The sequence below is a fragment of the Bacillus sp. HMSC036E02 genome (assembly GCF_001836235.1).
Taxonomy (GTDB): domain Bacteria; phylum Bacillota; class Bacilli; order Bacillales; family Bacillaceae_G; genus Bacillus_A; species Bacillus_A cereus.
The window spans coordinates 177563-191721 of the sequence record NZ_KV827850.1 but is presented as its reverse complement, the minus strand read 5'-3'; the positions used below and the strand labels follow the sequence as shown (position 1 = coordinate 191721).

Genomic DNA, 14159 nt, shown 5'->3' with positions numbered 1-14159 from the left:
GCGATTTATTATGCTTACACTGAATAACACTGCTTAAATTAATCTAGAAATCTCTTTTAATTCACCTCCATATTGGCTATTTTCACGTATGTATTTCAATGACCTTTTAATACGAAAGCGTTTGCATTAATGCTTAAAAAAATAGATTTGTGTATGCCCTCATATATTTGTAAATGCTAAAAGGTCAGGGAAATCATTTTAAAGCAATCGTTTGTTATCGCTTTCATTTTATAGACTTTCTATCAAGAGGTCAATATATTATTAATTTTCTGTTTTTACACACTTTAAACCTTATTTATCGCAACTTCTTACAGATAACGCACCTAATTATTGCTTAGTCAGTTTATTTCCAACAATACATTACGAAAAAAACAGCTAATATCCTTAAAATGATATTAGCTGTTTTTTCATAATGTATTAATATATGAATGATAACTATATTTCTAAATTACTTAATTTTTGCTGCATCAAATGCTTTTTGAACTGCTTGAACTTCAGCTGTATTCGCACCATATTTATTAGTTGCCACTCGAATACATGCTGATTTCAATTCTTTGAAATTAGAAGTCATGTTTAACTCATCTGTATTTGCATAATAGAAAATATCAAACATTTTATCTTCACCAATTCCTTTAACAGTTACTCCGTTATGAGTTCCACCTTTCGCAATGAGATACGCAACTTTATTAATAATACTTGAATTAAAATGAACACCGCCTTGATCCCATCCATTAAAATCGTTAAATTCACTGTAATCATCTGGATAAGGTACTCCTAGTGAAGATGGAACAGAAGCTGGGTTTTCCATATCACGGAAAACAGATCCTGTTTGTTCTCCCATTGTCCAGTTAAAGTTTCCATTATTTACGTATTTCTCAATAGATGTTCCCATAATATCAGATAATGCCTCATTAATCGCACCGGATTCTCCGTAATATTCAAGATTAGATTCGCTAGAAGTAACAGCATGTGTAAATTCATGTCCAGCTACGTCATATGCTTTAACGATAGGATCGCCATATACAAGCATACTTCCATTATTAGCACTTAATGCATTCTGCCAATTTTTCGGATCATTCGTCTCTTCAGAATCCCAAGCGTGTACAACTGAAACTACTTTTTGTCCTTTATTATCAAAGCTATTACGCTTGTATTTATCTTTATAAAAATCAAATACTTTTGTTGCTAAGTAATGAGCACTTACTGCTTTTGGATCGTTAAATGTTGCCGAAGTACTAGTCGCTAATGTACCAGGATAATAGCTTTCTTCTTTAGTAATATCTCTGTAATTCACATCATATGTTTCAATTCCTTGCCCTCTTGTATAATCAGCAAGAGCATATTTGCCATTACTTTGTTTAGAGATACCAAATGAACGAGAAATACCTAAATCATCTTTTCCTGTTCCAGTTAATGATGTAAGACTGCTTTGTTTACTTTTCTTTAAAGCTCCAACTAGTTTGTCACTGGCTTTTAAGTTAGATTCTTGTACCATATTTTTTAACATATCACCATTTTGTGCATTTACTAAATAAGTACCAGAAACATAGTTTGGTGTTGCAGCTTCAAAGGTAACTTGGTATGCATTTTTAGCTTCTCCATTATCTTCATCAACAAAAATAACCTCTTTAACTTCTGGCTCAGAAATAAACTTGATATCGTTCCCGTACTTCGTATAAATAAATTGTTTTGCTTCATCTTTTGATAGATTAATAGGTTTTTTCAATTCTTCTTGTTTTAAATTTTGCGCGCTATCACCTGAAACACTTTTAATAACACCATTATTATCTACGTGTGCAGTTAATTGATGACCATATACTTCTTTTCCTTCGTATGTTTGCTGCATACGTACAAGTGTAGTTCCATCATACGAACCACGTTTTTGAAGGACTTTATAATCTACTCCTGCTTCTCCATTGACTTGTTTTTGGGACAGAGCTTGCTCTGTTTTCTCCTTAAGTGCATCCTTTACTACATTTTCTGGTGCCTTTTGTGACGGCTGTGTAAGTTCACCCGAACGGAACGATTCCTCTTGAATTTGAACTTGTAGTTGATCTGTTTCCTCTGCATGACCTACGCCATATGGTGCCACAGCTGTTAAAGCTAATCCTGTTGTTAATGCTACCTTAGTTAATGTCTTTTTGTTTTTCATTATTTCACCTCGTATAATTTTTGAAATAGAAAGCTTGTACAAAGTATACTGTCTATTCCTGTCGGAAAAAAGAGAAAATAAGAAATTTATGTAACATTATGCAAAATTACATAAATTGTGGTCAATATTATAAATAATGAACGGAACACATATGTACATTATTTTGAATAAAAGAGAATCCTTATAGACACTCATCCAATTGGTTAGTTATTAATTATCTATATTCATTCTAATAAAAGTATACTTACATCTAAATAACAACATAAAAACCCACTCTTTACTATTGTAAGAGTGGGTTTCATACTATTAAAATAACAATTACTATAAGAAACCTTATAATTTATATTTTTTTAGTAATCCTATTAAGTTTTTTATAAAATTCACCTTTTGTCTTTGCATGATTAAACTCATTTGGATTAATATTTGCTTTTTGTGCGAGTGCTACAATTTCTTCTTTTGAAATTGAGTCTTTCGTATTTATAGATGCTATATTTGTGTATTTTCCGTCTTCTGTTTTTGGAATTTCTAAAATCCCTTTATTCACAAGATCAACTACAGCCTTATGCTCTGAAGAATGTAAATCTACACCAGTAATTTTCCAATTACGCATAACTTTTGGTGTGTATACACCGTTCTTTACCTCTTTTAAATATGTAATAGCAAGGTTACGAATGGTTCCACCAGTTTCTCCAAATGCATTCTCTTGTTTAGATGACCAAATTTGTTCAAACTTACGCCCCTCTAAAGCTCCCCCTTTTGCCTGAAGAGCCTCCATTCTATATGCATTCATTCCCAGCGTCATAACATCGCTCGTTTTGATTGGTTTGTTTGTACGAATAGAGCGTAAATTTGTAATTCTACTTCCATATGGTTTTGTTAAGTCAATTTCGTATTTTACGCCTCCAAAGAAATCGTTCGTACTGTATTTAGATGCACGGCGGGTTTTATCAAAGCTAACGGTTACATCTCCGGCACGAGATGAGTTAAAATATCCTGCTGCCCATTCCATATAGTCTTTTAAATCTTTTCCAGAAATCTTATATACTGTAATTTCTCCCAAGGCATATTGGTAATTGTACGCAATATCTTTTTTCTTAATAGGACCTATATCCAAACGGGCATAATCATTATCAATTTGATGGGCTACTACATCTGCTTTACTGTAGTAGAGCATGACTTCATGAAAGAAATCTGATAAAGGTGTTTCTTGAATCTGAACACTTGGAATACCTTTTATTTCATTTTCAGGAACAAGATTTCTCCCCTTTAATTGAGCGACTACAACATTTGCATCTCCTCTCGCATATTCGTGAAAAGGTGTTAATGTTTCTTCAAGTGTAGGATCAGATAATATCGTTGTTCCATCAGCATTTTTTACAGGTATAGCGGTAGCAATTTTATCTTTTAAAACCAATTTCCCATCTTGCTTTGTAAAAGTAAGGTCAATACGTGAAATATGTGTTCCATATTTATCTGGTTCTGTAATAATTACGCCATTTACAACTTCTTTTTTTACAAGTTTATGCATATGAGCCGCAAAAATAGCGCTTAGTTCCGGACAAGCATTTGCAATATCTTGAACACCAGTACCAGGGATACCATTCTCATTTTCTAATCCCATATGCATAACTCCTACCATTACATCTACTTTACCTTCTAATTCCTTAATTGCCTTTTTCGTCTCTTCTACCGGATTTTTCACCACTACACCATCTAAGTGATCTGTCCCTTTTTCAAAATCACTAATCATTGGTGTATTCATACCAATAATCCCAACTTTAATTCCACCTTTTTCTACAATTGTATATGCAGGAAGAAAGCGCTCTCCATTTTCCTTATAAATATTTCCTGCTAACGTTTTTCCCTTATATTGCTCACTAACTTTTTTCAATGTATCTAATCCAAAATTGAATTCATGATTTCCAAATGCCCAGGCGTCATATCCCATTGTATTCATCGCTACCATCATTGGCGATTGTGGTTTATCGTTGAATAATTCTACTGAGTTTCCTTGAATTGTATCCCCAGCATCTACTAATATGGTATTGGGATTTTCTTGACGGACCTTCTTTATAACCGTATAAAGCTGCGTCAAACTTCCACTCATATTTGCTCCATCAAGCGCATAATCCCAAGGCATAAATCTACCATGAATATCTGCAGTACCTAACAATGTGATATTAACTTCAGATTCCTCAGCCTTAGAGATAGGTGGTTTGACTATTACTGCTGTTCCAAGCAGTAATAGAATTACAAAGTAACATACATAGTTCTTCCATTTCATTTTTTGCATAATAATAATATTTCTCCCCTTTTTGTACTTTCATAAAGTTGCTTGAACTTTAAAAATGTAACTTATTATTTAGGAAACTTCAACTACAAAAGATAATTTTGAAGGTGGTTCTGTTGCAAAATAAAGAGAATAAATTGCATACATCCCCTAACAGAATTGTATTTTATCGTTTCCTGACAGAATACCCCTTCCTTAAGCGTGTGAAGAGTACTTTCAAAATAAGGACATATCATTCATCATCATAAAATCATTATTTCAATTTACTAAAATTCGCATATAAAATATGTTATGATGATTATTTTTTTGAATTTCATTGTCGAAGTATTTCCTTCTCAATGAAAATACTTCCAAAAAAATAACCCCGCTCTTCATTTAAGACGGGGTTACACTTATACAGAAAATCGGATAGTTTTATATTTTCTTAAGCTTATTGGTTACTTTCAACTAATTTCATTCTATTTTTGTTTTCTTCTGAGTCAATATGAATCAACCGTTTTACCTGTTTATAATACGCATCAATAAATAGGGAATGATTTTTACTTTTCAATTTCACAAAGCGATTTTATCTCTTTTATTTGTGAAATATGACGCTGTTCATGTAAATAAATCAGTTCTATCCACTGATCAAGGGATAATTCTCCAAGAGCTGGATGCATCACTGCTTTTTTCGCTAATATAGACTCATCTTCTATTGTACTCAGGAAACGCATCAATTCTTTTCTTGATTCGTTTAGCATATTGAGCATTTGCTCCACTTCAAATGGTTCTATACTTGGTTCAATCATTTCTGGAGCTATAAACTTTTTCGTTCTATCTAATAAAATAGTGTGAATTTCTTTACGCTCATTTTGGGTACTATCTAACTTTTTTAATCCTGATGAAATAACTGTTATAACTCTCTCATCTAATAAAACTAAATGATGACAAACTTGTGCAATACTCCATTTATCCTTATCTGGTTTCCTATTAAATTGAGCATCACTCAACAAATTAATTTCCTCAACTAATTGATCTCTCGTTTCATAAAACTTGTCATTTACAAATGTATCCATGTGGATTCTCCTTTCATTGCAACCTACATACTTAAATTCCTACGCTAGAAATATTATCTTCAAAAAAAGTTTTTCTTTCACTACTATTCCAATTTCATTTTAAAGCTACAAATGAAATTATTTGTTTTTTATATCTTTTTAATTGGCACAAATAAATTAACCTTTAACTTTCCGTCTAGATCTTCAGCAACATTATTTAAGCAAAACTCTAAATTATCTCTATCATAATCTGCATCATACTCACTATTTGGTAGCCACTCTGCATACATGTATTGATACGCTTCACTTAATTTATGAGGTTCATCATAGAACTGGTATAGACCATATGTACCTCCATCTAATCTTTTAAATTGCACATCATGATGCTTTTCTTTATCGAAGTTTTCAGGAATCGTAACACATGCATCATGCCGGCACTTATGACTTGCAACAAGTTCAGGATTATCTAATGATATTCCGATAAATGATTGCTCTGGTGGATAAAGTTTATTTTCAATTGACCAATTCAGTAACTTTCCCCAGTGATCTTGTGGTTCAAAGTAGCTACCAGTTCGTCTTATATATGCTACTTCTAATGGTGGAAATTTTTTTATAAAAACTTTCATTTACATCTTCTCCCCTATAAATATGTACACTGTTTATTTAGCTTTCTTTAAATATTTATTCCTTCTTAAATAAAAAGAATCCTCTAATCACATGAATTTTAATTGAAATACAATTGATTACTATTACTACTACTAAAGTAGTATGTACTTTCATACTTTTATTTGATTTTAAATTCTTTTTAAATCGATATATTAATTGTAAGAAAATAAAAAGGTGGAGGATTTTAATTGATTAAAGGAATATACGAAGCGCATTTACCAGTATAATGTCCTATCAATTTATCATTAAATAAATGTAAAAAATGACCCTATTTATTCATTTTTAATGCGTATGTATGTACATTTGTTAATTTATTCGATATATTATGGGTATTGAATGATTACGTGAAGTGTATAGGTCGCTTATATAACACCTTATATTTTTATATCCGTGAAAACTACAAAGTGTATGAAAATCCATTTGTCAAATGAATTTAGTGCGGAAGGAGGTTTGTGGTTACTTCATAGGGTATAATAATCAGTTTTTTACTGATAAAAATATAGGAGGCGACATAATGTTTCGTACGATTTCAAATTTCATGAGAGTAGCTGAGATAAGAAGGAAAATCCTTTTTACACTAGCGATGTTAATCGTTTTTCGAATTGGCACGTTTATTCCAGTTCCTCATACTAACGCAGAGGTATTAAAAGTACAAGATCAAGCTAACGTTCTAGGTATGTTAAACGTATTTGGCGGAGGAGCATTGCAACACTTCTCAATCTTTGCTGTAGGTATTACACCATATATTACAGCTTCCATCATAGTACAGTTACTACAAATGGATGTTATACCTAAATTTTCGGAATGGGCAAAGCAAGGAGAAATGGGCCGTAAGAAATCAGCTCAATTCACTCGATACTTTACAATCATTCTCGCATTCATACAGGCCATCGGAATGTCTTATGGCTTTAATAATATAGCAGGTGGACAATTAATAACAGATCAAAGCTGGACTACATACTTATTTATTGCGACAGTTTTAACTGCAGGTACTGCATTTTTACTTTGGTTAGGCGAACAAATTACCGCTAACGGAGTTGGTAATGGTATTTCGATGATTATCTTCGCAGGTCTCGTTGCCGCCATTCCAAATGTTGCAAATCAAATTTATTTACAACAATTCCAAAATGCTGGCGATCAGCTATTTATGCACATAATAAAAATTGTTTTAATTGGACTCGTAATTTTAGCGATAGTTGTTGGTGTTATTTACATTCAACAAGCTGTACGTAAAATACCGATCCAATATGCAAAAGCTGTTTCAGGAAACAATCAATATCAAGGAGCAAAAAACACTCATTTACCGCTTAAAGTAAATAGTGCTGGTGTTATACCAGTTATCTTTGCTTCTGCATTTTTAATGACGCCGCGTACAATTGCGCAGCTCTTCCCTGATTCAAGCGTATCAAAATGGTTAGTTGCAAATCTTGATTTCGCACATCCAATTGGAATGACACTTTATGTCGGTCTTATTGTTGCTTTCACATACTTCTACGCATTTATTCAAGTAAATCCTGAACAAATGGCTGAGAATTTGAAAAAGCAAAATGGATATGTTCCTGGTATTCGTCCTGGTAAAGCAACTGAACAATATGTAACTAAAATTCTATACCGTTTAACATTTATCGGTGCAATTTTCTTAGGTGCTATTTCTATATTACCGCTCATATTCACGAAAATTGCTACGTTACCACCTTCTGCTCAAATTGGTGGTACAAGCTTACTTATCATTGTCGGTGTAGCACTAGAAACTATGAAGACGTTAGAAAGCCAGCTTGTAAAACGTCATTATAAAGGCTTTATTAAAAAAGTGAATTAATTATCAAAAACACAGTTGGTTATTTTTCCAACTGTGTTTTTGATTTTGTCAGTCCTGTAATATACAGGGCTATTGCTTTATTAAACTACATCTCCTTCTCTAATAACCGCCCTTTTTTGAAATAAGTCCGTAGTGTTGAACGATTGGCCAAAAATACACCAATCAATATAAAACAAGCCCCCATTCCCATTGTAGGATTTAAAGGTTCTCCTAAAATGATATATCCCACAATTATTGCAATTAATGGTGATACATATAACCACGTCGATGGAAATACTGGATTTGTTTTTGATAAGAGCCAGTAATATAATCCGTGTCCACCAATCGATCCGATAAATATGAGATATAAAATAGGCCATTGCACACTCCATGAAGTTAATACGGTTACATTTGGTTGTTCTACAATAATAGATGCGATTAGTAGTAAAATCCCTCCATAAAACATTTGAATACCGTTAATAAGAAATGGTGATACATTTGATAAATCTGACAGTATTTCTTTCGAACGAATAGAGCCTATTCCGTAAAATAACTCCCCTATAACTAACACAATACAAGCAATACTCCATATGAAACTTACTTGTTGATGCATTCCTGGTAAAGAAACAAATATAACACCTGCTAGTGCAATAACTAAAGCAACGAGTTGTTCCTTTTGTAATTTCTCCCTATTCCTCTTTGCTTGTATTAATAAAATCATCATTGGTCCCGTAGCAGAAAGAACAGCAGCTAATCCCGAAGAAATATATTGTTCTGACCAATATAAACTTGCGAATGTCATAAATGTTAAACAAAATCCAGCATACATAATGCGTTTTGAAAATATATGTGGCATAATTTCTTTTCGCTTTAATTTAAAAATAATCATAAGGATTATGCCCGCTAAAAAGAAGCGAATTCCTGCTGAAAACAACGGTGGCACCCCTGCTTCAATTCCAATTTTTATCGTTAAAAATGTTGTCCCGAAAATAATACATACTAAAATGTAATTAAAAATGACCATTTTGCTTCCTCCTTTTTACTCTTAGAATGAGTATAGAGGCTATGGTGTATAACAGTGTATCGGTATATATAACAGTTACTTCAAGTTGTAGTTGATTCCCTATATATTTTTCGCTTTAATTAAGTTAAAAAGAAAAATAGGTGAACCTATGAAAATTGTATTGCGTAAAGAAACAAACATACCGTATTACAAGCAAATATATATGCAAATTGTTGACAGAATACAAAGTGGTATGCTTTCACATGGTGAATCTCTTCCTTCTTTACGTTGTATGGCCACAGATTTACAAATCAATGTATTAACAGTTCGTAAAGCGTATAAACAGTTAGAAACGAAAGGGTATATACGCATCGAACAAGGAAAAGGTGCTTACATATATAAACGGGTAAAGAAAGATTTCAAACCAATTCCGTATAAATGGCAACAAATGAAAACGATTAATGTTATGCGTTCTCAATATGCAATGAATAAGCACCGTAAATATTATAATTTTTCACAAGCAATTCTGTATCCTCGTCTGTTACCAAATCCATTTTTGGCAGATGAAATGCATAAATTGCTGGATAAAAATCCGATGTTGTTAGCAACTTATGGGCCAGTTCAAGGCGATTATGAATTGCGAGTTGAAATAGCAAATTACTTAAATGAACACCAGAAATTAGTGACAGACCCATCTCAATTATTAATTACAAGCGGCGCACAACAAGGAATTGATTTAATTGCTCAAACATTATTAAAACCTGGAGATATTGTATTAGTAGAAAGTCCATGTTACAGTGCTGCGCTTGATATTTTCATCAATAAAGGTGTTCAAATCATTCCCGTTTCTCTTGATAATCATGGAGTTCGCTCCGACTTAATTGATGATATTTGTCAAAGTAAAAATCCCGTTTTATTGTATACGAATCCCACCTTCCAGAATCCGACAGGTACAGTAATGAGTAAAGAACGAAGAATGGAACTTATAGAACTATCGGAGTTATATCAATTTTTTATTATTGAAGATGATTCTTTCGGAGAAATATATTTTGAGGATGCTATAATCCCGCCCCCAATCAAAAGTTTTGATAAGGATGGCCACGTAATATATATAAAAGGATTTAGTAAAACGTTAGCACCAGGACTGCGTATCGCGGCACTTATTGCCGATGGTCCTATTTTTGAATGGCTATATGCAGTAAAAGGTTCAATGGATATCGGTAGTCCTTTATTAACACAGAAGGCACTTCTACCGTTTTTACGTGCAGAACGTATGAAAAACCATTTAGAAAAATTACGTACAGCTTTACAAATGAGACGTGATTTAACAATTGATATATTATCGCCATTAAAAGAACTACACTTTGAAATACCAAATGGAGGTTTTAATTTATGGGTGACACTACCTGATTCGATAGATCCCTTTACCTTATTACAAAAAGCAAATGAAGTAGATGTCTCTTTTTTACCAGGAACAGCTTGTCTATTAAATTACGAAACAAATGATAACCAATTAAGAATTAGCTATTCAATGTTAAACGAGAAAGATATGGAAATTGGATTAGAAAAATTACACGATACAATACGAAACAGTATTTGTTAGAAGTAATATCACAATAGCTAACAATAAATAATACTCGAAAATGAAAATGTATAGTATGGGATATTATTTATTGTTGAACTTTTTCGTTATTCTGAACAACCGGTTTTAAAACTTGTCTTTCTTTTAATTCTTCAACAAGACCATATTGATCAATAATAATTGCTTTCATTTCCTCTCCTCCTTGCTGTTTATTTTAATAACATACAATTATTTCTCAAAATTTTTTGCCTTGAATTAACATATAATTATTTTTGGGGGTAATTATGCAAGAAGCATTATAAAGTGAAACTTTAATCAACCCTCGCCAATCGGGCTTTTTCGGGAAGTTGGTCCCCTCCCAACTTCTTTACTTTCCCTGAATTTTAAGATGGGACTCTTACTGCCCAGCAAATAGCGGGATGAATTCCACCACGAATCTTACACACATCTTAGAATCATCCAAAACTGTTTTATTGATCAAATTCAAAAGAAATGGGGCTAACTATATGAGTGAAAAGATGTTTAAAATAAACGGAATTGATATATGTACAGAAAGCTTTGGAAACCCTAAGAACCCTGCTATTTTATTAATTATGGGCGCTACATGTTCCATGGTTTATTGGGACGAAGAGTTTTGTGAGCTGTTGGCTAGTACGGGGAAGTTTGTTATTCGCTTTGATAACCGTGATGTTGGACGCTCTGTTGCCTATGAACCTAGAACTTCCAATTACACAGTAACAGATATGGCTGAAGATGCAATTGGAGTACTAGATGCTTATCATATTGATAAAGCTCACCTATTTGGCATGTCATTAGGTGGTATGATTGCTCAAATTGCCGCTGTAAAACATCCCGAAAGAATTTTGACGCTAACTTTACTAGCGACTAGTGTAATAGGATCTGATGACAATACTCGCGATTTACCTCCAATGGACGAAAGGATTTTAACACATCATGTAAATGGCACAAGTATAGATTGGGCAAATAAAAATGATGTGGCAGAGTATTTAGTTTCAGGATCTCGTCTATTATGTGGATCAGAACGAATATTTGATGAAAATAGAGTTTATAAACAAGTAAAACAAGAAATAGAACGCGCAAACAATTTATTAAGTATGTTTAATCACGCTTTACTTCAAGGTGATGATGCATATGAAGGTGTACTTCAATCCATACAAACACCTACATTAGTTATTCACGGAACAGACGATACAGCACTACCATTTGAACATGGCCTCGCACTAATTGATGAAATTCCAAACTCAGTACTATTAACCCTTAAAGGGGCAGGCCATGAAAACCATCCAGATGACTGGGAAAGCATAATTAATGCTGTTTCTAAACATACATCTAAAATTTAGATAAATAACTAATGGAAGGGTCACAAATTGTATTGTGCCCCTTTCATTTACAAACAAAACCCCATCACTGTATTCGTATGTATAGTGATGGGGACTTCTTATATTTTTCTATGTTTAAAAAAATGGACAATCTAATTGATCAACAGATTCCCATAATTTTTTTTTTGCATTTTCAGTGGATGTATTTGTGTCTAGTGTCATGTTTTTAAAAGGGTTTACTTCGACTTTTAATAAGGATGAAGGCTCCACATATAATGAGAAAACATGGCTGCTTGGTAAAGCTTTAGAAACGTCAATATCTCCTACTTGTTTGAATAGTTGCTGCGCAGCAAAGAAGAAGAAATTAGTTGGATTTGATTGTTTATTCAGCCACGCAAGCATTTCAGGTGATACCGATTTATGAATATTGATTTTTACTCGATCACCACGTTTATATCGCCTAGATCGCATACTTCCACCAACTAACTTATCGTTAAGTTTGTAAATCCTAACTCTTTTTGCTTATGCTCTCTATATTTTGGCGAACAAGTATAGACTAATAATCCTCGTGCATTTGTAAATAACGGATTATCTACAAAGATTACATTTTTGAGTCGTCCTTTTTGCTTTAAAATCATTTTTAAACTGTTTTTAATAATTACTGCACCCCCGCCATAAATAAACACGTATGGATCGTCTTTCATATCATCAATTTTATTTATAATATCTGTTGCAACACGCGCTGCTAAACCTAATAGCGCTGGCTGTGATTCCTCAACTAACAATGTATTTCTCGGATGCTTATCATTTAAATAAATTTGATTGAATTCTGTAATGCTATCAATCGTTTTAGTTGGATACTTCCGGTTCCATCTCGTAATGATTTGTAGTAACGTCTCTTTTACACCATAAGATAAACCTTTACTTAGTTGCGGACGGAAATTCACCCCTAATGAAACGACTTCTTCTGTCGTCCCTGCGCCAATATCAAAAGAGAGTAGAGTTTTATCTACAAAATCAATTTCAGAAACTTGATTTTGCTCACATTCTATTTTATGTTTCACAACATTTCCTTCTTCATCGTATACAATGCCCCACGTCCCAGAAGCACCCTCAGGCAGGCATTTACAATACTCAATTGAAACATTAATTGTCACATCGCGTCCGTTCGGATAATGGAAAATAACCTTATGATTTCCCATATAACGTTTTGCATTTTCAGCAGCTATTTCTTGTGTAATAAGCTGCATAGGAAGAGCGACAGATAAATCATAACGAATATTAATATGGCTAGAAGTTGGACTTTGACGCATAGCGCTTACCGCCAAACCTGATAGTATTGTAATAACCATTAACTCATCCGTTGACTTATTTGATTTCTTCTCTACCTCAGTACCTTTTAATTGATCTTGAATGACTTTTTCTCCAACGATGTATCGTACATTATTTAGCATTAACGATGGCGAACTTATAGTCACATCAATGTGGTTTTCTAATTCAGATAATGAAACATCTACCTCATCTAAGAGTCCTGTAGGCTCACCTATATATAAAGAATAAATACTCGGAATAAAAATAGGGTCTTGCCCTTTCACCATTAACTTCAAACCGTTGTTTCCTGCATCTGCACCAGCTTTTAAAAGTATAGACATAACTACCCCCTAAATTAATCTGACATCCCTTCCAAATATATGCGAGCCCATTCTTTTACATTCAAATGTATTGTAATTTTTTATTTATCATAGAACTAAAATATTACATACTTACATATTTCGTGTAAAAAGTATTTGACATGATACTTTTCCAATTTTATACTTATATTTGTAAAGAGTTTTTTACAATCAAGGGGGCAATTATTTATTGAATACTAAAAAAACTATTTTTATAATCATTGTTTTAGCATTAATTGCAATACTAGTACATGGCACATATAAATACATAACTGAAGGTTCTATTTTGGGCGGTACGATTTTTGCTATTTCGTTAATACTTAGTAATTTAATTAATTACATTACTTGGGGAGATCCCCACGGTGTATCAGAAGAAAGTCAAGATGAAATGGGACAACAAATTACATATAAAAGCTTTAAAATTGCATATTTTGTGCTTGTAATTGTAATGTTCCTTATATTAATCTTCTCTGAAGGATTTTCTATGGGGGCTAATTTAGATGGAGTAAAAAACCTCCCTCTGTTCATCGCAATTTGCTCTTCCTTCTTTATTTATCCTATTGTCGAACTCGTAGTTGCAAAACAATATAAGTAAAAAGATGAGGTTTTCTACATGTAGAAAAC

Annotated in this window: 11 protein-coding genes; 4 read left to right on the top strand and 7 right to left on the bottom strand. The window is 32.9% G+C overall.

The genetic code is table 11. The features are described from left to right. Positions 1–448: 448 nt before the first annotated feature. From HMPREF2590_RS15160 to HMPREF2590_RS15145, 4 genes are all read right to left on the bottom strand, one after another. On the bottom strand, positions 449–2152 hold the full coding sequence (locus HMPREF2590_RS15160; protein ID WP_050821881.1) for a M4 family metallopeptidase: 1704 nt from the start codon (positions 2150–2152) through the stop codon (positions 449–451). A gap of 340 nt (positions 2153–2492) precedes the next feature. Continuing rightward, the gene (locus HMPREF2590_RS15155) at positions 2493–4445 is read right to left on the bottom strand and encodes a bifunctional metallophosphatase/5'-nucleotidase (protein WP_050821882.1); all 1953 of its coding nucleotides are present in this window, start codon (positions 4443–4445) and stop codon (positions 2493–2495) included. A gap of 536 nt (positions 4446–4981) precedes the next feature. Then, positions 4982–5497 (bottom strand): DinB family protein, encoded by a 516-nt coding sequence (locus HMPREF2590_RS15150; RefSeq protein ID WP_050821883.1) that lies wholly within the window; start codon positions 5495–5497, stop codon positions 4982–4984. Between the two features lie 128 nt (positions 5498–5625). Continuing rightward, on the bottom strand, positions 5626–6102 hold the full coding sequence (locus HMPREF2590_RS15145) for an AraC family transcriptional regulator (protein ID WP_000862353.1): 477 nt from the start codon (positions 6100–6102) through the stop codon (positions 5626–5628). Between the two features lie 554 nt (positions 6103–6656). Here HMPREF2590_RS15145 and secY point away from each other — a divergent pair. Next, positions 6657–7961, top strand: coding sequence for a preprotein translocase subunit SecY (gene secY / locus HMPREF2590_RS15140; protein WP_000490133.1), 1305 nt, complete (start codon positions 6657–6659; stop codon positions 7959–7961). Between the two features lie 85 nt (positions 7962–8046). Here secY and HMPREF2590_RS15135 read toward each other — a convergent pair whose 3' ends face one another. Beyond that, entirely contained in the window at positions 8047–8964 is a 918-nt protein-coding gene (locus HMPREF2590_RS15135) for a DMT family transporter (RefSeq protein WP_050821884.1), read from the bottom strand. Positions 8965–9112: 148 nt separating this feature from the next. Here HMPREF2590_RS15135 and pdxR point away from each other — a divergent pair, with 148 nt between their 5' ends. After that, positions 9113–10546, top strand: coding sequence for a MocR-like pyridoxine biosynthesis transcription factor PdxR (gene pdxR / locus HMPREF2590_RS15130; protein ID WP_000706791.1), 1434 nt, complete (start codon positions 9113–9115; stop codon positions 10544–10546). Positions 10547–11031: 485 nt separating this feature from the next. Then, positions 11032–11886: a BCA family alpha/beta fold macrolide esterase gene (mleBCA, locus tag HMPREF2590_RS15125; RefSeq protein ID WP_001291321.1), complete on the top strand. Its 855-nt coding sequence runs from the start codon at positions 11032–11034 to the stop codon at positions 11884–11886. Positions 11887–12000: 114 nt separating this feature from the next. On the opposite strand, the gene HMPREF2590_RS15120 is transcribed toward mleBCA, so the two are convergent. Continuing rightward, a complete protein-coding gene (locus tag HMPREF2590_RS15120) occupies positions 12001–12336 on the bottom strand; it encodes a hypothetical protein (RefSeq protein ID WP_001257760.1) in 336 nt (111 codons plus the stop codon). 11 nt (positions 12337–12347) lie between these two features. Then, complete coding sequence (locus tag HMPREF2590_RS15115) at positions 12348–13517, bottom strand: ParM/StbA family protein (protein ID WP_000025622.1); 1170 nt, start codon at positions 13515–13517, stop codon at positions 12348–12350. A 208-nt stretch (positions 13518–13725) separates the two neighbouring features. Here HMPREF2590_RS15115 and HMPREF2590_RS15110 point away from each other — a divergent pair, with 208 nt between their 5' ends. Beyond that, positions 13726–14130, top strand: coding sequence for a hypothetical protein (locus HMPREF2590_RS15110; RefSeq protein WP_001093143.1), 405 nt, complete (start codon positions 13726–13728; stop codon positions 14128–14130). Positions 14131–14159 lie beyond the last annotated feature (29 nt).

Excerpts from the sequence above, each read along its gene's own strand:
- HMPREF2590_RS15145 (WP_000862353.1), bottom strand. The coding sequence starts at position 6,102 with ATGAAAGTTTTTATAAAAAAATTTCCACCATTAGAAGTAGCATATATA.
- HMPREF2590_RS15150 (WP_050821883.1), bottom strand. The coding sequence starts at position 5,497 with ATGGATACATTTGTAAATGACAAGTTTTATGAAACGAGAGATCAATTA.
- secY (WP_000490133.1), top strand. The coding sequence starts at position 6,657 with ATGTTTCGTACGATTTCAAATTTCATGAGAGTAGCTGAGATAAGAAGG.
- HMPREF2590_RS15135 (WP_050821884.1), bottom strand. The coding sequence starts at position 8,964 with ATGGTCATTTTTAATTACATTTTAGTATGTATTATTTTCGGGACAACA.
- pdxR (WP_000706791.1), top strand. The coding sequence starts at position 9,113 with ATGAAAATTGTATTGCGTAAAGAAACAAACATACCGTATTACAAGCAA.
- mleBCA (WP_001291321.1), top strand. The coding sequence starts at position 11,032 with ATGAGTGAAAAGATGTTTAAAATAAACGGAATTGATATATGTACAGAA.
- HMPREF2590_RS15115 (WP_000025622.1), bottom strand. The coding sequence starts at position 13,517 with ATGTCTATACTTTTAAAAGCTGGTGCAGATGCAGGAAACAACGGTTTG.
- HMPREF2590_RS15155 (WP_050821882.1), bottom strand. The coding sequence starts at position 4,445 with ATGCAAAAAATGAAATGGAAGAACTATGTATGTTACTTTGTAATTCTA.
- HMPREF2590_RS15120 (WP_001257760.1), bottom strand. The coding sequence starts at position 12,336 with ATGCGATCTAGGCGATATAAACGTGGTGATCGAGTAAAAATCAATATT.
- HMPREF2590_RS15160 (WP_050821881.1), bottom strand. The coding sequence starts at position 2,152 with ATGAAAAACAAAAAGACATTAACTAAGGTAGCATTAACAACAGGATTA.